The 21,021-nt window shown below is 50.3% G+C and carries 18 protein-coding genes, 2 pseudogenes and 1 other annotated feature; of the genes and pseudogenes, 5 read left to right on the top strand and 15 right to left on the bottom strand.

Annotated features, from left to right (window positions below):
* Positions 1–43 precede the first annotated feature (43 nt).
* From HG264_RS14285 to HG264_RS14260, 6 genes and pseudogenes are all read right to left on the bottom strand, one after another.
* Positions 44–508, bottom strand: coding sequence for a hypothetical protein (locus HG264_RS14285; protein WP_023443007.1), 465 nt, complete (start codon positions 506–508; stop codon positions 44–46).
* A complete protein-coding gene (locus HG264_RS18655) occupies positions 489–2,528 on the bottom strand; it encodes a hypothetical protein (protein ID WP_034039551.1) in 2,040 nt (679 codons plus the stop codon). The genes HG264_RS14285 and HG264_RS18655 overlap by 20 nt, the downstream gene beginning before the upstream one ends.
* On the bottom strand, positions 2,525–4,255 hold the full coding sequence (locus HG264_RS14275; protein ID WP_034039553.1) for a site-specific integrase: 1,731 nt from the start codon (positions 4,253–4,255) through the stop codon (positions 2,525–2,527). Before HG264_RS14275 ends, HG264_RS18655 begins: the two co-directional genes overlap by 4 nt.
* On the bottom strand, positions 4,248–5,537 hold the full coding sequence (locus tag HG264_RS14270; RefSeq protein WP_034039555.1) for a site-specific integrase: 1,290 nt from the start codon (positions 5,535–5,537) through the stop codon (positions 4,248–4,250). The genes HG264_RS14275 and HG264_RS14270 overlap by 8 nt, the downstream gene beginning before the upstream one ends.
* A 73-nt stretch (positions 5,538–5,610) precedes the next feature.
* Positions 5,611–5,928 (bottom strand): annotated as a pseudogene (locus HG264_RS14265) (DNA polymerase V subunit UmuC); the annotation flags it as partial.
* Positions 5,921–6,358, bottom strand: a complete 438-nt coding sequence (locus HG264_RS14260) for a LexA family transcriptional regulator (protein ID WP_169408280.1) — start codon at positions 6,356–6,358, stop codon at positions 5,921–5,923. The gene HG264_RS14260 and the pseudogene HG264_RS14265, both read right to left, overlap by 8 nt.
* A gap of 86 nt (positions 6,359–6,444) precedes the next feature.
* Between HG264_RS14260 and HG264_RS14255 the strand changes: the two genes are divergently transcribed.
* From HG264_RS14255 to HG264_RS14245, 3 genes and pseudogenes are all read left to right on the top strand, one after another.
* Positions 6,445–6,849 (top strand): SOS response-associated peptidase family protein, encoded by a 405-nt coding sequence (locus tag HG264_RS14255; protein ID WP_169408279.1) that lies wholly within the window; start codon positions 6,445–6,447, stop codon positions 6,847–6,849.
* Between the two features lie 3 nt (positions 6,850–6,852).
* Positions 6,853–8,090, top strand: a protein-coding gene (locus HG264_RS14250) for an IS3 family transposase (RefSeq protein ID WP_136869546.1) whose coding sequence is annotated in 2 segments (ribosomal slippage) — positions 6,853–7,138 and positions 7,138–8,090 — 1,239 coding nt in all. Because the reading frame shifts where the segments join, the coding sequence is not laid out codon by codon here.
* Positions 7,131–7,262, top strand: a sequence feature (AL1L pseudoknot). (Overlaps the previous gene by 132 nt.)
* A gap of 147 nt (positions 8,091–8,237) precedes the next feature.
* A pseudogene (locus HG264_RS14245) lies at positions 8,238–8,400 on the top strand (transposase); the annotation flags it as partial.
* Positions 8,401–8,550: 150 nt separating this feature from the next.
* On the opposite strand, the gene HG264_RS14240 reads toward HG264_RS14245, so the two are convergent.
* The 5 genes from HG264_RS14240 to HG264_RS14220 all read right to left on the bottom strand — a co-directional run bounded on the left by HG264_RS14240 (position 8,551) and on the right by HG264_RS14220 (position 13,934).
* Complete coding sequence (locus HG264_RS14240; protein ID WP_169408278.1) at positions 8,551–8,979, bottom strand: EcoRII N-terminal effector-binding domain-containing protein; 429 nt, start codon at positions 8,977–8,979, stop codon at positions 8,551–8,553.
* A complete protein-coding gene (locus HG264_RS14235) occupies positions 8,976–10,799 on the bottom strand; it encodes a DEAD/DEAH box helicase (RefSeq protein WP_169408277.1) in 1,824 nt (607 codons plus the stop codon). Before HG264_RS14235 ends, HG264_RS14240 begins: the two co-directional genes overlap by 4 nt.
* Positions 10,792–11,622 carry an HNH endonuclease gene (locus HG264_RS14230; protein WP_169408276.1) on the bottom strand — a complete coding sequence of 277 codons (831 nt, stop codon included), beginning with the start codon at positions 11,620–11,622 and terminating at the stop codon, positions 10,792–10,794. Before HG264_RS14230 ends, HG264_RS14235 begins: the two co-directional genes overlap by 8 nt.
* Before the next feature lies 1 nt (position 11,623).
* Entirely contained in the window at positions 11,624–13,264 is a 1,641-nt protein-coding gene (locus HG264_RS14225) for an ATP-binding protein (protein WP_256663687.1), read from the bottom strand.
* Between the two features lie 118 nt (positions 13,265–13,382).
* A complete protein-coding gene (locus HG264_RS14220) occupies positions 13,383–13,934 on the bottom strand; it encodes a hypothetical protein (RefSeq protein ID WP_169408275.1) in 552 nt (183 codons plus the stop codon).
* Between the two features lie 104 nt (positions 13,935–14,038).
* Here HG264_RS14220 and dcm point away from each other — a divergent pair, with 104 nt between their 5' ends.
* Both dcm and HG264_RS14210 read left to right on the top strand, forming a co-directional pair.
* The gene (gene dcm / locus HG264_RS14215) at positions 14,039–15,334 is read left to right on the top strand and encodes a DNA (cytosine-5-)-methyltransferase (RefSeq protein ID WP_169408274.1); all 1,296 of its coding nucleotides are present in this window, start codon (positions 14,039–14,041) and stop codon (positions 15,332–15,334) included.
* Positions 15,331–15,762, top strand: a complete 432-nt coding sequence (locus HG264_RS14210; protein ID WP_169408273.1) for a very short patch repair endonuclease — start codon at positions 15,331–15,333, stop codon at positions 15,760–15,762. The genes dcm and HG264_RS14210 overlap by 4 nt, the downstream gene beginning before the upstream one ends.
* Before the next feature lie 75 nt (positions 15,763–15,837).
* On the opposite strand, the gene HG264_RS18865 is transcribed toward HG264_RS14210, so the two are convergent.
* From HG264_RS18865 to HG264_RS14190, 4 genes are all read right to left on the bottom strand, one after another.
* Complete coding sequence (locus tag HG264_RS18865) at positions 15,838–15,927, bottom strand: DUF4113 domain-containing protein (RefSeq protein WP_372240244.1); 90 nt, start codon at positions 15,925–15,927, stop codon at positions 15,838–15,840.
* Between the two features lie 233 nt (positions 15,928–16,160).
* On the bottom strand, positions 16,161–16,844 hold the full coding sequence (locus HG264_RS14200) for a hypothetical protein (RefSeq protein ID WP_169408272.1): 684 nt from the start codon (positions 16,842–16,844) through the stop codon (positions 16,161–16,163).
* Entirely contained in the window at positions 16,834–18,813 is a 1,980-nt protein-coding gene (locus tag HG264_RS14195; RefSeq protein ID WP_169408271.1) for a site-specific integrase, read from the bottom strand. The genes HG264_RS14200 and HG264_RS14195 overlap by 11 nt, the downstream gene beginning before the upstream one ends.
* The gene (locus HG264_RS14190) at positions 18,810–21,020 is read right to left on the bottom strand and encodes a hypothetical protein (protein WP_169408270.1); all 2,211 of its coding nucleotides are present in this window, start codon (positions 21,018–21,020) and stop codon (positions 18,810–18,812) included. Before HG264_RS14190 ends, HG264_RS14195 begins: the two co-directional genes overlap by 4 nt.
* Between the last annotated feature and the right edge of the window lies 1 nt (position 21,021).

The following is a 21,021-nucleotide window of genomic DNA, read 5'->3' as shown; positions in this document are numbered from 1 at the left end:
CGGGCATGGCTGTGTTTCTTTCGAATATTGCGAGCTCTCCGTTTCAAAGTTTTTTGTGGCCTCGCGGATCAAGAGGAAGCACATTGGAGGCCGGCAGTTGGCGCTCCAAGTCCGCAATACGGTCGTACAGCTCAAGAATGGTGGCGTCGGCCTCACTGAGTAGGCTGGCTAGGTGGTCACGCTGCTGCGTGATTTCCTCGATCCGTTCTCGAAGTCCACGATTTTTTCTGCGGGCTAATAAGCTGACTTGGCGCACTGATGGCGGACGTTGCTCAGCGTGTCCTTCCACGTACTTTTGGATCTCAGCGATCAGTAGGGGGAAACGAGCTTTTTTCAGTGCAGAGGGGTCGCTGCCGGCCTCCTTGGCAACGTTGTTCTGACTTACGGGCGTCCCCTTCGGCAGTCGTTCGGGCTTGTTGCTCTTCAGCCGCTCGAACGCTGCGCGATACTGCTCGCCGGCACTCATTCGCTTAGCCGGGTCAGCGGATTCATGTTTGCCGGATGACATGGCGATAATTCTCCACACTACGTTTCTGGGCTTCCAACGAAGTCCTTAGCGGACTGTCTACCTCGGCAGCGGCCAGGCGCTCATCCAATACCGCCTCCAACACTTCGACTTCGTCGAGTTGCTCGGGGTCATAGAGAACGTCCGCACATGGTTTGGTTTCTCCGGGGGAGTCGCCCCCTCCGCAGCGAGCGATATTGTCGATGCCCCCATAGGGACAGGGGGTACGGCTCGTGCAGATGCCCAGCAAAATCGGTCGATGAGTGACCGTCCCCTTCTTAGCCAGATTGATCGCTTTCTTAGCATCAGAGGCTGAGATCAGGCGGACAATCTCAGATTTTCGCTTCTCGCCGTGGGGGCTGACGAATCGGTTGCTCGTCAGCTGTTGCAGCTGCCTACCCAAAGTTTCGTACATGGTGCGGACGTAGTAGGTATGGGCCTTCTCTTCCAGCCGTACCCTGGAATGGTTTTGCCCGTAGTAGAGACTCATCGCTCTGGCGACGTGCTTTAGCTGAAACTGCAATGAAGCGTCGCTGACCAGCCCGGATGCCTGCATATTCACTGCGCCGGTTCGTCGGAGTTGATGCCAGGCCAACGGCCAGATTTTGCCGACCGCAAACTCGTCGGTCAGCGTCGGCGTCACCAACCGAGCCAATTCGAAATCTTCCGGCGTAATGCGCAATTGCTCACGGTCGAACAGCTTGTCGAACCACTGAAGCACATGGGCATAGCTCGGAATCGATGGCCGAATCGTGCGGTTGATCTTGGTGAACTTCGTTCCCCACGGTTCAAGGCAATAATCAAGCAGATAGCGCTTGGCCGGATCATCCGGCACCGAGGCCTCGCCGGGGGGAGAGTCGCATTCTGCGCGGAGGTCTGCGACCACACGCATGGCTTCAACTGCCACCTGAGCTGACGGGGACGTCACCCAAAGTGCCTCAGAATCCGACATCGTCTTGGTCGTTCGTCCGCACAATACATGGATGTCGCCAAACTGCGGATCACGTTCTATGTGCAAGCAATCGGCGCGCAGGTTCCAAGCCTCTTCGACTCGCATGAGGCTGAAGTTCAGCAGATAGCACAGTCCAGATCGACTCACGAGGTTGAGGTAGCGACTCAGAGTTTGAATGCGAATTTCGTCGTCGCTCACTCCCAGCCAGCGACGAAATAGTTCCACCATGCCAAACCGATGCGCGGTGTCGATGAATGGGCCGTAGTACTGCCGCCCAGTCCACTTTCCGTTTGATCCATCCGACGGCCACTGAAACGGATAGAACGATTGTGGCCTGCGTTGTCCTTGGAGACTGGCAGAGTTGTGCCGATAGGCAGCCAGACAGAAGCGGAAGCACTCCTCGACTTGGCCTCGATGCGCCAAAAAGTCATCCAGGCATTCGCGCAAGCGTGTGATTTGATAGTGCCAAATGCGGGGCGGGATATAGGGGGTCTGGAGCTTCTGGTGGTCGGGCATGGCCGCTGCGAGGCGTGCCAACCCTGCGCGATCCAACAAGGTGAACCCCAGCGCATCCCGCCGCTCGTACAGTTCGTGCAGCAATGCCAAGAACTCACCGGACCGGGAAGCCTGGAGCACCTCCGGGAGACGGTCGGCAACGCGCGGAAAATGACTCAGTTCGGATGCGAGAATGCCTTCTTGAGTGCACAAGACGAACAGCCGACGCATCTGGTCGAAGCGCGTTTTCAGGCCTCGGTATCCACGGGCTCCATTGGGGCCGTATAGCCACCAGCCGATTACGGTCCGCAATAAATCGGCGTTCGCAGGATCGATCGCGGCGACATATTTCTTAGCTGGGCCATCGCCGAAATTGAGAGTGAGCCGTTTTCCCGCCCATGGGTCGAGCCGCCAAATGGCATCGCCCCAACGGCTCACCACCTGGCCAGCGGCATCTATGATGACCGGCCAATCACGCTGCGGTGGCCAGCACGGCGGACGGTAGTTCGGCGCATCAGGAATCGCTAGGGGCGAGTCGATGCCGAGGCCAAGTTCGGAAAGAATATTTTTCGTCATGCTGATCTTTGTCGCAGTTCTGCCAATCGGATGAAGCCATCCCAGGCCGGGTGGTAGTCACCTTCACTTATGCGCGCTCTGGCTTCTTCGACCCAAAGCCTGCGGACCTCGCTACTTTCTTCGAAGAAGCGCAGTTTGGCCGTCAGCCGATCGATCACCAGCAGGGCCGGATGCTCTGTCGTCAGGTGCTTACCCGAACTGGATGGGCGGTAGCGTGCCAGTTCAAGCGATTTGAGGTGGCGCAAGCTACCGAGAGACCACACATGATCCTCACTTTCGATATCCCGGTGCTGGGTACAGAACAGGCAACCGGCAGCATTGATGCAGTCGGGTCGCGGACCATTCTTCGGCATCGTGCCCACTGGTTCAGGTGTGGCCGATACACATCTACCAGGAGCAGGAGGTGAAAGGGACGGATCGGTTTGCTGATGGAAGCGCGTAATTTCCACCATAGCGATCTGCGGATGGGGGTCGGCATATACGCGTATCAGCGTTTGCACCGTATGCTGGGCCAACTCCGCAACCTGTTGGGGATTCTGGGACTCCCGAAGCAACCAGTTGATGCGCGTCCCGCGCAGTTTTCGCGGTCTCACTATCGGTATGCCAAGCTCGCGGCAGATGCGCGTAACGTTCGTGAACTGCGTCGCCTCTTCTAGGATTCGTCCCCCGCTACGTATAAGCGGAAAGAGCAAACCATCCGGCTCATTGGGAAACCATTCGGAACGCCATTCGAGATAGCGCTCGAACCACTCTCGATAACTGGCAAAGATCTCGAATAGCACTTCTCCTTCCCGTCGATTTTTGTAGGTACGTACCTGGTAGCCGTCTATGTGGCTGGTGTAATGAAACTGCTCAACCCGCAGGGTATGTGCTTGCTGGAGGTTCAGACCGGTCTGGGCGATGAACATCAGCAATTCACTCTCGATCCGTAAATTGACGATGGGGAAACGGGTCCGCAGTGTCCGATCTGCATCGTGGGCGGCACGCGCCGCCAGGGATGCTTCGATTTGCGCTTGGTTTTGCGGCCTGGTACGGCGGGCCGCTACTTTCTCGGGGCTCTGCAATCCCGACCATAGTTCCAGCACTTGGCCGGTGCGTAACGAAATACAAACTGGGAGGGGGGCCATTGTCCCCCTCCAGGTCAATGCCTCGCATACGTCAGCTAGAAGGTGTCCGAATGCGAAGGTGTTTTGCAGATTCTGCTTGTCCGCTTTGCTCGTATGTACCTTGCCTTTGCCGCGCGGCTTGCGAATACGTGTGCTCTTGCTCAGGCTTGCTTGGCGGTCCAATGCTCGGTCCAGCATCGTCGCCGTGAGCCTGGTGAGATCGTACAGGGACCCATCGCTGAAATTGCGTTCGACTCGATGACGCTGGAGCAAGTGATCGGTCCAACGAATGAACGTGTCGGCCGCCGTCTCGAGACTGAGATTCACGTTTTCTGAATCGATCCAGGCAAAGAATCGGCGCAATGCACTGATCTTGTTCTGCACCGAGAAGCGACTTCCGCCACCAGCAAGGTCGTCAGTCATGTGCTCATGCAGCTGCGTCACCAGCTCGAAACGTTCCGGCAAGGGACTGCCGAGTTCGCCCTGCGCGATCTGGCGGCCCACATGCTTCACCTTTGCTGCTGCACCTCCGCGAAACAGCAGCGGCCGGAGGTCCCAGGGCGTTTCAGTGGCCCCATACTCAAGCATCGGGAAAGTGAGGTCGAATTCGGAACTATCCATCGTGCCGCGCCCCAGCGCCGATCCCGCTAAATGCCGCCATGAAGCTATTTGAGAGGGCTTGTTTGATCGGCAGTGCCTGTACGAATCGGATGTATTTGAAGGTGGTGGCTTCAGAGTTAGGCCCATGGAGCAACGCGTCGCTGACCGTCGCAATTACAATAGCGACATCGGCACAAGCCGATAGCGCCAGACGTGCCAATTCGGTACCGAAGGTGCAGCGCGACTGATGGAAGCGGAATTTACGGAGCACCTGTAGTTCTGCTTTGACGCCCCGTTTTCGAAACTCGGACATCTCAACATTCACAGCAGATGACTGATCGGTGCCGCGCCTGCCATAGGCGTTACCAAAGCGGGTCAAGAACAGCAAATCACGATTCTCGGGCGAGGCTTTCGCCTCTCGTTCCATCCTCCGCCAGCCTTTGGCATATTCCAGCAATTCATCACGCAACGCTTCGGGTATCCAGACCTGGCCAGTCACACCGAATTTCGTGTGCACTGGCGGAGCTGCGCCTGGACCAACTGCAAGGCGTAGAAGCCCTTCAGCGGAAGGGTCGGGGGCGGCGCGCTCCAGAGACTGAATCTTGAGATCACAGATGCTGCCGAGCCGCATCCCGGTAAAAAATCCAAGGGCCAACATGAGGTAGAGCTCGGGCGTGGCGTTCTCTGCGGCGAAATCCAGAATTGCATCGCGATCGGTCTCCGAGACTGGCAACAGCCCATCTTCAAGCGTTTGGCCTGGGCGCTTACGGTTCGGGATGCTGAGGTCGGTGGTGGTTCCGCTGATCGTTCGCTCGAACCCCACCCGGTCGAAGTATTTAACGACGTAGGGTTTTTCCCGCCACAGCTGGACGTGTGGAGAAAGAAGCTCCCTATGCCTTACCCACCGATAGAACATGATGCAATTGCGCATGTACTCAGACGCCGTGGATGGGCCGATCTGGCCGGCATCGCGCATCTTGATCAACGCCCCTCGGTATAGCACCAGGCAGCGGTCAGCTTTGCGAGCGGGAAACTCGAACCACTGCAAATCACGAGATTCAAGAAATTTAGCGTAATTGAGAAGGCCATTCATGTTACTGGCAACGGTCTTAAGAGAAGCGTCACCAGTCGTTGCTCGCTCCACTGCCCACAGGTTTGCCTCCCTCCAAGGTGCATAGTCTGCCCAAAAGATTTGGGGCAAGCCCTCAATGGATGGCCGGCTGCTACTGGGGGAGTATGCGACGGCGTTCTCTCTGCGCACGAGGTAATGGGGCACGAAATGAATGCGCTCTAGCGTCGCCATTCAACGCCCCTGGGACGCTTAACAATGTCCATAGATAGAACTCAATAGCTTAGGCGTCCGCACTATACAACTTACTCTTATCAATCGAATACACCTCCAGCGCCGGCACCAGACCTTCGACAACCGTCATCACTCGCTGGCTCATGTCGCCATACAGTGCGTAGTTGCTGCTGAACGCCACGATGCCGTTACGCCGCAAAACACCTTTGATCTTGTGGTAAGGCTCGCCCATCTTTACAAACGGTTTCGAGTCCGCTGACCTGGCAATTACGCAGCCGTCATTGTTGCTAAGCACCACAATAGGTACCCGCTTCAGATCGGGCCGAAACACCCGCTCGCAACTGGCATAGAATGAATTGCAGTCGATCAGTGCAATAGCCTGGTCACCCATGCAAGAACCTGCGAAGGCTGCCGATCACTACACCCCATATCTCGAACTCATCACCTTCCATGATGTAGCGTGGCCTGTATTTCGGATTTTCAGATTCCAGTACCAGCTGCTCCTCGCGCTTTCTTAAACGCTTGACACATACATCAGCGTTCACCGCCGCGATGACGATATGCCCAGGCACTGGGTCCAGCTTGCGGTTTACCACCATAACGTCTTTATCGAAAATACCGACGCCGGTCATGCTGTCACCCGAGGCTTGAACGAGATAGGTATGCGGAGCGTCCACCTCCATCAACTCATCCAGCGACAGCGGCTGATCCATATGGTCTTGGGCGGGACTGGGGAACCCGGCAGAAACCCGGCAGGTGTAAATCGGCAGCTCCCGAGCAGAACTGTTCAAAGGGCCTAAGATTACTGCATTGCTACTCATTAGCAGGACTCGCTTGTATGTCTGTATGCATATACAGTATTTTGATTAGCCCTACGTCGTCAATCAGTAGTGGATAGGAGGCGGATATGTGTGGCCGTTTTTCCCAGTACAGCCCCCCTTGGGAATATCTCCAACCGATTGGGCTCCACGTGCCGCTGGTAGGCGGTACGGACCCGGAATCAGTCGGCCGCTTCAATGTTGCTCCGCGATCCAAAGTACGCATCCTACATTTGGAGCCAGATGGCCTGCGGTGGAACTTTGTGCCGTGGGGATGGGCGCCGTTTTGGGCGAAGGGCACGCGCCCGCCAGCCATCAACGCCCGTAGCGAGACTGCGGCCACGGGTAAATTCTTCAAACAGATTTGGGAAACCGGACGCTGTGTGATTCCAGCGGATGGCTGGTATGAGTGGGTGAAGAACCCTGATGATCCGAAGCAGAAGCAACCTGAATCGCACCGGGTTTCGTGGAGGCCTCAACTCTTGAGAGAATGAGGCATGAAGAAATCTAATAGCTATTCCCCTGAAGTCCGTGAACGTGCTGTGCGCATGGTTCTGGAGAACCTGAAGGACTACCCCTCCGAATGGGCAGCCATCGAATCCATTGCGCCCAAGATCGGCTGTGTCCCCCAGACGCTGCATGGCTGGATACGCAAACACCAGACTGATATTGGCCACCGCCCCGGCCAGACGACCGAGGAACGAGAACGCATCAAGGCTCTGGAACGCGAGAACCGGGAACTGCGCAAAGCGAACGAGATTCTGCGCCTGGCCAGTGCGTATTTTGCCCAGGCGGAGCCCGACTGGCCGGCACCCCGGCGCCGCAACAAACCCTGAACGCCTTCGTTGACGAGTACCGTGACCGCTACGGAGTCGAGTCGATCTGTCGGGTAATCCAGATCGCTCCGTCCGGTTATTACGTGCATGCAGCCAAAGCCCGTCAACCCGAACTGCGAAGCGCTCGTGCCAAACAGGACGAGCTGTTGAGCGATAAAATCCAGCGAGTCTGGGATGACAATATGCAGTGCTATGGCGTCGTGAAAGTCTGGAAGCAACTCAAGCGTGAGGGCATTGATATTGCTCGCTGCACGGTACAGCGGCTGATGCGTCAACTGGGCCTGCAGGGCGTTCGTCGCGGTCATGTGATCCGCACCACCATCCCGAATGAGAACGCGATTTGTCCGCTGGATAGGGTCCAACGCCAGTTCCATGCGGATCGACCCAATCAGCTATGGGTGTCCGACTTTACTTATGTTTCAACGTGGCAAGGCTGGCTCTACGTCGCCTTCGTGGTCGATGTATTTGCCCGGCGTATCGTTGGCTGGCGGGTGAGCAACAGCATGCGAACAGACTTCGTTCTGGATGCCCTGGAGCAAGCGCTGCACGCTCGACAGCCGAGCCGCATGGACGGCCTGATACACCATAGCGACAGGGGTAGCCAATACGTCTCCATCCGATACACCGAGCGTCTCGCTGAGGCCGGCATAGAGCCCTCTGTAGGCAGCAAAGGCGATAGCTATGACAACGCTTTGGCTGAAACCATCAACGGGTTATACAAAGCGGAGCTGATCTATCGGCAGTCCTGGCGTAGTCGCGAAGCCGTGGAAATCGCCACTTTGAAATGGGTTCACTGGTACAACCACCAGCGGTTGCTGAGCTCGATTGGGTATATACCCCCGGCAGAAGCTGAGGCAAACTTCTACCAGCAACAATCCGGTCAGACCATGGCGGCCTGACTTAAACGAAATGGCCTCCATAAAACCCGGTACGATTCAAAGTGCCGCTTTCGGCACTCTACGCCTTGTCTTGGTCATGACCTTTCTCCCCAAACTCTGCACCATGAATTTGATGAGATTTCCAGCTCGACGACATCTGACGCAAGCTTATCCAGCGCCACGTTCTACAACTGGCGAAGTAAGCATGCTGGTTTAGATGTTAACGACGCGAAGCGTTTGCGTGAACTGGAGTCAGAGAACAAAAACTCAAAAGCTCTTGGCAAGCAGGTTGCTGGCAGTTGAAACGCTGCAGGACGTGCTCTCAAAAAAGCGGTGACTCTTGCAGGCCTAAAGATAGTCGCCCCCGGCGCAGAGAGCTAGCTACGCAGGACTCTGCTCACGGCGATCTTTTTTTGCACAGCATGCTGAAGGCGGAGGGCTTGGTGGTTAATAGCGGATTCTGTCGTCCCCAACCAACCTCTTAATATACACGCCTCCATCCACGAAGCTGAATCTTGGCTGGCTCATTTTCGTTGACCTTAATTTCCTCAGAAACAATCTTCATGAAATACTGATTTGTCTTAGGCACACCACTAATCTCAATAAAATCCCCAGCTTGAGCATTTTTTTCTCTAAACCAAGCGGTCATACCTGTGATCCGGTATTCGTTGCGTGTACCTGTGTCGTCATGGAGCTTGTTATTGTAATAGACAAATCTGAATCTATTAGAATTGTCGTTTTCGTCAAAGAAATCTATCATTATACTAGGGTTTTTTATGCTGGGATCTAGATGGGGGAGAAGCCTAAGAAGCTCAGTTTCACCTTTAGGAATTAGCACTCCGGCCTGGTGACCTCCTGTGGCTCCTACATCATTAGCGCTTAACAGTTTCCTGAAAGAAAGCTTTTTCATTCCAAACACTCCGGTTCAATATTGAGCGCTTTTTTAAGATCGTGCTCATTCCTGGTTGATAGAGGTAACGTTTCATTGCCGAGGTCTTGTTTCCAGGATGATCTGTCAAGCATGACCCGCTCTACCGTATCCTCGAAATACAGCCTGTAGATCGTTACAGGCATTGTCTGGCCCCGACGATGCGCACGTGCGCTAGCTTGCGCTTCAACTGCAGGGTTCCAGACAGGTGTGTAATGGATCACAACAGTCGCTGCGGTAATGTTAAGCCCAGCTCCAGCTGCTTTAGGGTTCAGGATCAGACATCCCGGGCCTTCGTAAACAGAGAACTCATCAATAACGTTTTGGCGTTCCTTTTGTTCTGTTGAGCCGTTGATTGCACCCCAGTACGCAGCAGGAAGGTCGCTAGCGGCTTCCTTGATAAGATCCCCAATACGGTTGAAGATAGAGAAAACAAGCACCTTTTTCCCATTGGTAAAAGCTTCTCGGAGCAGACTTACGGTGCGCTCCATCTTGGGTGTCATCAGCGGTAAATGGCTTGCTATCACCACCTCTGAAAACTCACCATCTTGGTCTTCTGGGTCGGTTTGTCGTAACCAAGGATGTGCACAAACAAGCTGCAACTGAAGTGTGGCAACAAGGGCTCCCGCAACAGGGTAACGTGCCAACGTTTCAGCCCGGACGTTTCGGTAGTGATGAGCAAGCGCGCTATCCAGCTCCACAGGTAGATCAATATCTATCCGTTCTGGAAGGTCATCGGCAACATCCGCCACTCGCCTTTTCAGTATTACCGGATCGGTTATGACGCCTAGTTCTTTTGCTGCATCGAGGGTGTCAGGGTATTTTATTTCGAATGTGCTGCGGGCCCCCAAAAGCCCAGGTATCGCGAAGTCGACCAATGACCACAAATCGAGCAGCGTATTTTCAACAGGAGTACCGGTCATCGGTATCGTACGCTTACGGGGGATACTAGCTACAGCCTGCCTTCTGTTGGAATCTGGGTTTTTGATGGCTTGTGCCTCATCACAGATAACCCAAGACCATTCGAATGCTGAAAAAATAGCAATGTCATTAACCATTGTTTCGTACGTGGTTATCACCACATTGGCCTGTTGAAGCCCTTTATAAACCCCTGTCCTATGCGCCCCTCTGTGGATCATAAACGATAGTGTTGGAGCAAACCGCATGATCTCCCGCGACCAGTTTGTGATGAGGCTGGTAGGGCATAAGACTAAAGCAGGCGAAGCACAAGGAGGCGGATCTAGGAGCAGCAAAGCAATAATTTGCAGGGTCTTGCCTAGCCCCATCTCATCGGCAAGGATCAGGCCTCCTTCCCGATTTATAGTCTTGTTCATCCATAAGACACCCTTTGCCTGATAGGGATAGAGCTCAGCTTTCAGATCAGGGATAGCGACCGATTCTCCCAATCCTTCCGCTGCGGCAAGGCCTGCTACACGAAATTGCTCTGTCGTCGTCACAGGCAGAAAATCATTCGATGAATTCAGAATCGCAATCGCTTCGCTATATGCGAGGTCATTTGGATCGCTTGAGCCGATTAAATCTCTCAGTGCATTGGGTGCATCATTCGGGAGGGGGCGGACTGTCGCACCGTCTACAACCCAGTCATGGTCTATGGATGGTGCAGCTATCAGGCGGCGTACACCACGAATCGTTCTTATGCCGACAAGAGATGCTGTTATTCGGGACTCATCTCTGTCTAGGATGACCTCTGCATCCAGGATGCGATCAGACAGATTTAGCCCCTCTGGAAGCGGAATACCAATTTCGGAAAAGCGGGGAGGCAAGAACGGGTAGTCAGGCATGCGTTTTCCCTATGAGGCTGCTTAGCTCCTCAGGACTTAAGGGCCAGGGTCTGCGTGTATGCACAGCTCTATGGCAGCTCGGACATAAAGGGATCAGATCTTTTTCCGGACTATAAGGCCGGGGCTTCTCTAGCAGAGCAACAGGCTCCAGATGATGTACCTCGATAATACCTCCTGCATCACCGTACATCCCTCTGGGATCAACCCCGCAGACCTTGCAAGCGTAACCGTGAACACGCAGGCAGAGTAACCGGTTTCTTGGGTTACGCTCGCGCCGTGCGACTACGGCTCTGCTTAACCCGCCTTCTACTTCTGGCTCATTGGAATCCGCAGGGTTCTCAATGACCTCATAACCTATGAGTTCAGCCATGGCCCCCATGAGCGGGATAATCACCTCCCGACATGTGAGTACTACTGCTTCATCACTATAAAGGTTGAGTTCCTGTGGCCGGTAGCTCGCAACCAGCTCAAAGCTTGAATCTGTTATTTGCCAGTTATCCAGAGACTGGCCGGTTGCAAAGCGAACGTCTGCCGCCTTTGCGACTGAGCGCACAAGAGCACGGGAAAGCAGGATTTCTTCGTTATCCGCTTCAAGCATCTGAGAGATGACGCTGGCAGAGAATGACCCAAATGATAGCTTGACACTGTGTGCGAGCAAGCCATGCGGCTTGAGCTCCGCTATCGGGCCATGTTTCTGCCCCAAATCATCGAACCAGATTGCGAGTCCTTGCCGTAACCCGGAATTCGCGGGACGAACTGCTATCGTCGCCCCTGTTCCTTCAGCAAGCTCTTTGGCTATGAGGGCCTTATGCTTCGCGAGCATCTCACTGATCCTCATCCACCGACATATCAACGTCACTTGGCATGGGCACGGAACGAAGTAATTTACGCAAGTTGGAAGAAACAACCTCGCGAATATCAGAGAAAATAGGGGCCATTTCCTCATTCGAATATTCTAACTCTGCTACTGCAAACGCCCAAAGTAGCAAGTCCATCCCCTGAACGGAGTAACCCCCTGATCCTGCACGGAGATAGATTTTTTGATAGAACTCGTGGTGCTTGTTAATTTCAACGCCTGGTACGTGGCCCTCTGTGTCGATACTTCGTAGGGCGGGAACCCACAGCTCACCAGTGGTAATACTGTCTACAGCGTCAACATATAGGCTTTCTGGGCCTACGTTATTGTGTACGGGCTGTTTGATGATGATTTTGGATCCTACGCTATTGGATATCGTAGCTGTTTGCTTCTCTACATCAACCTCATTAATCAAGGGCTTTTTGGTGTTGGGTGTCTCAGCGATGCTGATGTTTGCAGGAGTATGATTAAGGTCTACCTTGACTGCCTTGTCTTTTTCTTTGCGACGGTAGCGGTTTTCAGCTTCACGTCGGGCGTTGCCAAGCAGCTTTTTTAAGTGTTCTTCAATCGCTGGATCAAACAGAATCCGAGATTTTTTAACATCAACGTCAAAAGCCGCGTCTAGGTCGTGTCCGAAATCGAACTCGATGCGCAAAAGGGACATGTGTGGTTCGTTTCCATGAGAACCAAACACCCCTAGCCAGCCTCCTTCATTGATAAGGCGTCCCTCTCGGTAGATATAAAACCCCTGTCGGCGGTTGGCAATCTTTGCCTTATCTTTTTCTTCTGTATTTAAGCTGGTGGAATGAGGCAAAATCCAAGCGCGAATTTTAGCTTCCCCCTCGTTTTCACCATCAACAGAGACGACCTGGATGACTTGCTGGGCTTCAGGAAGAACTTGTTCGGATTTTTCGATGAAGAAGGGGTTCCAAGGCATAACGGGGTCGCCATCTACCGTAATGGTCACATTGCGTTGCCGGTCATCATCCACATCAAGAAAACGATGATATATCAGGCTTAAATGGTCTTTCAGACTGGCTCGTAGCCGCTTTATTGCAGCCAGTTCCTTTGTCGCCTCGTCATAGAGCTTGGACAACAGCCGGTCGCATTTTGACCATACAACCAGTGTTCCCGTATCGCCGCACAGCTCATCCCAGGCGTCCTGCTCATGCGCCTCGATCGGTTCGCGGAGCATTTCCCAAGTATCAGTGTTTTCAACGTGCTCAAGATCCCAAGCCAGTTTTACCAGCGGGGCGTCGGGAGACGATCTGGAAATTACAGTAAAGCGAAGGCAAACCGAACTCGAAGCAGTTTTAAGACCAAGGCCGAATTTGCCCAAGCTCGCTAGGTTCTCTCGTACTGGAGCGCCATAGCGCATAGCGCGGTAAACGCCGTCGCCATCCATTCCCTCGCCATCGTCACCGAAATATACGAATTTACGACCGTCGGCTGTCATTTGAATGTTGACATACACATTATCGGCGTTTGCTGCAATGGAGTTATCAATGATGTCAGAAGCAGCCGTACGGAAGTTATAGCCGGTATCCCGAAGACCGAAAATAAGGCGGGAGGCATCAGGGTTATTGATCAGGCTAGTGTTCATCTGCATACAGCATAAACTCCATTTTCATCGTTGCATTACAATATTAATGGCTAATAGCCATCCCACGGTACCACGATAGGATGGCGTTTTCCTGTACAGTTCTGTGCTCATTGGCCGCACGTCATTACCTTGGAGCATCGTTTGGATGGCGTTGTAAATGGGCATCCATTACATAGCTAAAAAACCCGACGATATCCGTTTCATTCATCGGGCCCTTCTGGTGGTGATGAGCTGGGCGCAGCACTCTTGTTTTACCATCCCTCGCGATCCAGTCAAACACAAAAAAGTGAGCCCCTTCGACCTCATTCAAGGGCTTTATCATCTCCCATGTGCGTGTGCTCTGGGCATAGAGGGCAAGGCATGCTGTCAGCATCTGGCGCTCGCAGGAACCCGGACTGCCCAAGCCGTCATAAACATGCAAGGCTGAGGAGAGCGCATCGACAGGGTTGGGAACATCTGCAATGAGGCTTTTTATCAAACCATCACCTGACAGCATGTCCCTATAGAGTTGAGCCCCCACTTGCGCAACCATGCGGGTTCCACTGTGGAAGCTAACACTGTAGAGCCATATTTTCACCGGGTTGGAAGCAAGGCTCCCGGCATCCGGATTCCAGCCCGCTGCCTGCATTTGCTGTTGCAAGCGAGCCATCCGTGCCTTGTCCAGATCTTCCACCATGCGCAACCTCCACTCTTTACCAAATTTAATGATGCCCGGTTGCCTTATAGATTAACAACCCTCAGAATGTTCAAAATGCGAAAATCATTCCCAGAGGTTAGAAGATGACATCCCATTACCACCACACTGATTTCTCTTTGCTACGCGAAAAAGCGGGGATGACAATTGAAGATGTGATGGAGCTGACCGGAAAATCCAAGAGTACTGTTTATCGGTGGGAAAAGGGTCAGATACAGGCAGACCGGCTTGCGCTGAAGGTAATAAACGAACGCATTGCCTACGCGATCCGAGGTCAGCAAAGCCAGCCAGACGCATCTTTTCGCTTTATAGACCTGTTCGCTGGTATTGGAGGAATGCGCAAGGCATTTGATGCTGCTGGCGGTCGCTGCGTTTTTACAAGTGAATGGAACAAGTACGCGCGTATGACTTATCACGCAAACTTCGAATGTTCGCATGATGTCGCAGGGGATATAACCAAGATTGAAGCTAGCGCAATCCCTAAGCATGATCTGCTTGTGGCGGGGTTTCCCTGCCAGCCATTCTCTATTGCCGGTGTGTCCAAGAAAAACTCTCTGGGTCGTGCACACGGCTTCGAAGACAAGACACAGGGAACTCTATTCTTCGATGTGGCTCGCATTATTGCTCATCATCGCCCAGCCGCTTTCTTGCTGGAAAACGTCAAGAACCTTAAAAGCCATGACAAAGGACGTACTTTCAGAACAATCATGGAAACCTTGCAGGATGATCTGGGATACCACGTTCACTACCAGGTTATTAATGCGCGACACTGGGTGCCTCAGAGTCGAGAACGGATCTTCATCGTCGGCTTCAGGGATCGTGTTCCTTTTGATTTTGATCAGCTGGTATACCCTAAAAAGTCTCCAGTACTAGGCGATATTTTGCATCCTCAAAACGGTGATGAAGAGGCTGAGATCCCATTCACAGTGGGTGATGGAGCTTTGGTGGCGGACAAGTACACCCTGACCGAAAACCTCTGGGAGTACCTTCAAGCTTACGCTGACAAGCATAAAGCTGCAGGCAATGGATTTGGCTTTGGGATAAACGGACGGGACGATGTAACACGCACTCTGTCGGCTAGGTACTACAAGGATGGCTCTGAAATCCTTGTCCACCAAGCTGGCAAACGCCCAAGACGTCTCACACCCCGTGAATGCGCACGCCTGATGGGATTTGATATGCCGGGTGTGCCGCTGTTCGAAATTCCTGTTTCGGATACCCAGGCGTATATGCAGTTTGGTAATGCTGTAGTTGTTCCAAAAGTTAAAGCTATTGCTGAGCTCATGCGTCCGCACGTAGAAAGTATTATCCAGGAAAACAGGAAGGGTGACTCGGGCTTGGTTGTTAAAGATTTTCATGAAGCGAAGACAGCGGTGGTATGACTGACGTTGTGAGTTCTGAAAAGCGGAGCCAGATGATGTCTGGCATCCGCTCAAAGAACACGGGCCCGGAGATGATTGTTCGCCGCGAACTGCATGCTCGCGGCTTTCGGTACCGTCTGCATGCAAAGGAACTGCCGGGTAAACCTGATCTTGTTTTCCCGCGCTACCGGTGTGTGGTTATGGTACACGGCTGCTTTTGGCATGGCCACGATTGCCATCTCTTCAAATTACCGGGCACTAGGGTGGATTTTTGGCTTGCCAAGATCAACCGAAACCGGCAGAGAGATATCGAGGTGCGTGAGGCCCTTCAGGCGCAAAGCTGGAGAGTCCTTGAGGTCTGGGAGTGTGATCTTCGCGCTAGCAAAAAATTTGGCTATATCCCGCTTGTAGACCGGATTGAAAACTGGATATGCGCTGAAGGTACATAGACTCAGGAGCATACGCTGGGGCGGCAGATCGGTTTCGATGATATCGACCATCCAGTTCTTCCCACGGCATACTAATTACCGGCAATTTATGCGCCACAAATCATACCAACAAGTTGTATAGCTGGGATTTTTCAGCTCCTGTTTCATCTCCCACTCCGGGGATATTGGGATCCGTGCTCAGTTCGCCCTTGCACAGGGGTCGACGCCAATACAAATAGACAAGTAACTAGCGCGTTACGAGACCCTTGCTTCCACTATTGGAATCCATCCTATTTCACTTTTGGCAGAGTGTTACAAGATCAAGGACGAAGTAAGTATCGATGATCTGTGGCGCCAAGTCGATAAAGATCTAACAAGAGCGGATGATCCTTAAAGGTGAGGTGCCGTGCAGAAGGCCGCTAGTCCACCTCAGGTGGATATAAAGTCGATACCTGACTTTTGCCTCGAAGTTTGATTAACTCAATCTCTAGCATTCGTCTTCGGTCAATTTCCTGACTTAGCTCCTCTTCCAACGCATGCCGAACTTCGATCAAGTCCGCAATTTGTCGAATAAGCTTTTCATTTTCAAGACGTTGATTTAGCGTATTCAAACCAGCCCTGTGCTGAATTGAAACTAAACCAGAATCAATTATTTTGGTGACCTGGAGCGCTATTAACTCGTGATCGAAATCGGATATCTGCTTCTGAAGCCGTCTAACTTCGGAAATTAGGTCCGCTTTTGTCATCTGAGTCAGAGATTTTTTGTGATTCTTATCATTTCTCACCTTTTGTATGGTACAATATAATTCTTCAAGTCGTGCGTTCTGTGATTCGATTTCTTGGTGGACGCAAGGAAATCTACGATGCGTAATATACGAATCGTTTAAGTTAAGTCTATTGCTTATCTGACTCCTCACAATTTTTCGCTCTTTTTTTGAAAGCTGCTCTCCAGACCTAATTTTATTCTCAATATATGCAGCTTCTTTTATTATCTCATCATAAAGCCATTTTTCTTTTTGATTGGTAAATTCAATATCGAGATCCTCAGTCTTTGGAGTTTCCTGAGGCGCATCTGGGATCTTAAAAATTGTCTTATTTGTCATCTGGTTTTTTCCAATCATTTAAGGCTGAAGCAGCATTTTTTATGGTGCCTAATATGGCAGCCTTATAACTTGGGTTCATGGGAATACCGGACTTTTCAAAAAAGTCGAGATGGCCCTGAGCGCTAAAGCCCAACCTCTCAATGGTCTCTTTTTGGCAGCCCAAGGTCAGCCGGTTAGCACATCCGGAGCATAGTCGAAAGTTAGAGTTTGTAGTTTCTGGAGTAGCCGTTTTCGGATTCCAGCACTTACTTAGTGCTTTTGTTTTATGCCGAATCAGGCAAATTCCATATTCATGAACCACCAAATCATCTTCAAACTCGTCAATCAGATCTTGAACGTCCTGAGGACTGGCTATGTCAATTTCGTTGATTCTTTGCCTAATAAATTTGCCAACGGGTCCATGAAGTACCTCTTTGTCCTCGATGTACCGCATGATAATTTCACCAATATACTCCCTGTTAAGATTAACCGGAAAATCTTTTTCAATTACTTTTCTATCTGTGTAACGTCGAGTCATATAACTGCCGATAGAGTGCCGGAAATGATCCCTAATTGCGGCAATGACGTTTCCGTCAAATCTTCGGAGTGCGAACTCTGCAAAAGAATGACGGAACTGGTGCGGGCTAATGTTAGAATGTATCTCTTCAAAGAGAGGATAAGCCGACAAGAACTCAGAGAACAAACTATTCAGATTGTTCTTTGTGGTGGTATGCGAGCCGACAAGAGACCAGGTTCTTGGCTCAAACTCTTTATTTGAGAAAACCATCTGGCCAGTGAATAATCTATCCCCACCTTTCACCTTATCAGAAGTGCTCATAGCTAGAAGGATATCTGTTGCCTCGGCTGCTAATCCTGTAATATCTCGAACAGTTTCAATTCCATGATTAGTTTTCTCTATGCCACTTATAAAAACGTATTTTCCATCGGGCTCTTTAACAATCGAGTCTGCGGAAAGCTGTATGAGCTCACTCCAGCGTGCGCCTGTAATAGTTAGAAATATTACAAAACTTGCTGTATATACCCTCTTGAAATGTGATACATACTCACCTTGGCTAAGGAAAGGCCAGTCCTTTAATTCGACTCCCTGCGAACTAAATTCCTTAAGTTTCATGTCGAGCGCTGAAAGTAGCTTCGGTTGATTAACGTGTATATTTATTCTAAAGTGGGGCTGTAATTCATGTTTGAATGCACCATTTTTAACGCGAAAAGACAAATGATCAGACAAAACATTTGCCATGCTCGGCGGGTAAGGTGCATTTTCACACTCTCTTGAAACCTCATACATCGTCAAAAGAAGAATAGTCTCTGGTGAACGTATTATCGAGATGCAATGCTGCAACAAAAGCATCGCTACTTCTAATGGAACACGCCCCCAGGTGCCACCGTCGAGCCAGTCAGCATAGTCGTCATTAGTCTCAAGAATTAGCTTCTGTGCATCAGAAAACACGCGGTTTCGATGAACAGGAAACTGGAAGCCGTCCATAATACCTTTAGTAAATCTTTTATGGTTTCTGTCTATCTCAAGTAGATAACGATCGAAAACCTTCTTTGAAATTAGTTTTGAGCCAGCTGCTTTGATTGTGCGAGTCGCACTATCAGACTTTGAAAACAGAAGCGCCATAATAAAATTATCTATGTCCCACTGTGCCCATTCATCGAGTCTCATGCCTGGATGATGCTGCTCTGCATAAGTCAGGAGTTTTTGATTAAAGATAAAAAATTTCCTAAGCTCACTTTCATTCAATAATAGAGAACCGTCAGAAAGTGATTTGAATTCATGGCGTATAGCCAATTTCAGCCAAAAAACCGACTTAGGGTGAAGTCCCAATTTTTCAGGACAAAAATCAAAATAAAAGACCTGGTCATCTTTTCTCGACACGAAGACCCATTTATCCTCCGATAAATGATTATGTTTCCGGCTTTTCGTTAGGTCGATAGTTGTTGTAATCTGCTGAGATGCTCCAATCATTGTATTGTCACCATTAAATCTGGAAATGGAAAGTTAAAGTGTCCGTATAGCTTTCGCCCTTGAGATACGATCTTCTTGGGGAACCGGCTAAGTATTTCATTCAAAGTAAGTGCTCTTATCGCGCATCTATTTGCTCGCTCAATGCTGTTGGCTGCAACGTTCTCAATCTGATTGTCAATATGCGTTATGTACTGCCGAATTAATTCAGAAACCAAAGGCGTGATAAGTATTATTGACTTTTCGCCTATTTTGATTTCGTTAAATATACCATCAACGTAGTCTTTCACTTTCTCGTGTTCGATTAGTTCTTTGATTTTATCGCTATCAGATTCTGAAGCGATTAAAGTGATGTCAAGGCCAAGGCGCTTACGAGCGGCCTCTGGCGTCAAGGGAATCATTTGCTCAGAGGTCTCCCTGACCAAGCTCTCAAGCTCAATTGCGGATTTGTGCATTTCGTCTCCTACCAATGCGGCAAACCTATCTTGCTTTTGTAGCGAGATTTTAGAGCGCCGCCTGTAAATCTCGTAGTGTGTTCTGGCACTATGGTGGAGCCCAGTCATGTCATGTAGTGTTCGATCATCTTTGGTTTCTTTGTTATTGTTGAATCCTAAGGGAGAAGGCTTAGATTCAGGCTCGATTTCCTCAATAAAATTTATTCTTGAACGTGCAATACCGTCTAAACTCAGATAGGAAGAGCCTGGCTTCACTGAGTTGTCTCGAACTATAGTGCTCCAATATTCGACAAATGAGTCCACGAGTCTAGGCTCTTGGCCAGTTAGTTTGTTTAAATGATGGTTCCATACAGAATTTTTTATGCATATGAGATTTATGGGCCTTACACTCTTTGTGCTGAGTATCGGCGTGTAGCTAATGTTTTTGGAAAAAATGGGCTCTCTCAACGCGGAATCGTAGTCGGTTCCGAATAGATTGGTTTTATAATCGATTTTGCTTTTAATAAAATTCTGGTAGACAGAAAATTGTAACTTGGTTCGAGGATAAAATATGCGATCAGTTTTCCCTGTTCTTTTCTTGAAGCTGGAGATTTCTAATCTGCTACTATCGAAGATGAAGTTTCTTGAAGTCATTTTACTCTGATTGGAGGGTTGTATCCGATCAGAGGCTAATAACATCGCGAATGCAGCATGTTCTGCTAGTGAAGGTGTGAAAATATCCTCAACCTTCGTAGAAAAGTTGGCAACAGGAACCTGTCCCCTTGCGCCAAAAAAACTTACGGATGGATAGTGATAAATCATTTTATTATCTGAGAAGCAAGCTCTTAATATTTTTGCTTTACTTTCTTTATCAAGTATTTTGTCATAACTCAGAGCATCACAATCCAGAATGTTTTGGTGCTTTCTCCTGTTCACGACCTGGTCAAAAAAAAGCAAGTCGATCAGCAAAGAATCTTCCATCTCATATGCGGCTTCAATCAGCAAATAATAGACTTTTGAAAGGATTTCACTGTCCTGAGGCCTGATTTTTTCAGAGGCTTCATTACTCTTCAGAAAATCCTCTGAAGTTTGGATGAGTTCTGGGTGATTGAGGTGAAGCGTGCTTCTAATTTTTTGCATTTCATTTAAGTAATGCAAGAGGGTAAATCTCAGCGAGTGCAAAAAGTCACCGTCTTTAAATGTTGGATCCTTTGCATCGTCGTATGTTTTTTCACGCATGGACTTGCGCGGTCGTCTTGGAGGTACACGGAGTGTTGGCCAGGCTTCACAGATGCCAACTAATGTTTTATATTTTTCAGACGAAAAGTTTTTTATTGAGGGCGTCGACGTAGCTTCCAGGTTCTCTCTTGCTTTGATAAATGCCCAGCGAGTGCATCTCATCGTGTCATATAGGCCGTGTTCTTTTAAAGGTTGCCTCTTCAAATACGTTAAAAATAGTTGACCAAGGTTTATCGATATTGGTTGTGTGAGGCTTTCGAGGAAACCAAAAAATCGTTTTAGATATGTGAACCATTGCGATTTCGTCTGTAAACCCAGCTTCTTAAAATCACGGCTATAAAAGAATCTGACGAACTCTATCATCACCTCATTACTTTTGAGCGGATCTGGAAGTGATAAAGATGCGTTATGAATGTTCCCTGACTTTGGGCTGTAAGTAAAAACGATTGTGTCGCTCTGCGCCGGAAAATCTGCAGGATCGTTGAAATGAATTTCGTCGAACAGAGGGTCTTCAGAATTAATTATATCTCGGCGCATA

Origin of the sequence: Pseudomonas sp. gcc21, assembly GCF_012844345.1 — a bacterium.
Lineage (GTDB): Bacteria > Pseudomonadota > Gammaproteobacteria > Pseudomonadales > Pseudomonadaceae > Halopseudomonas.
Note: the sequence above shows the minus strand (reverse complement) of the source record. Positions and strands in the feature narration are given on the sequence as shown.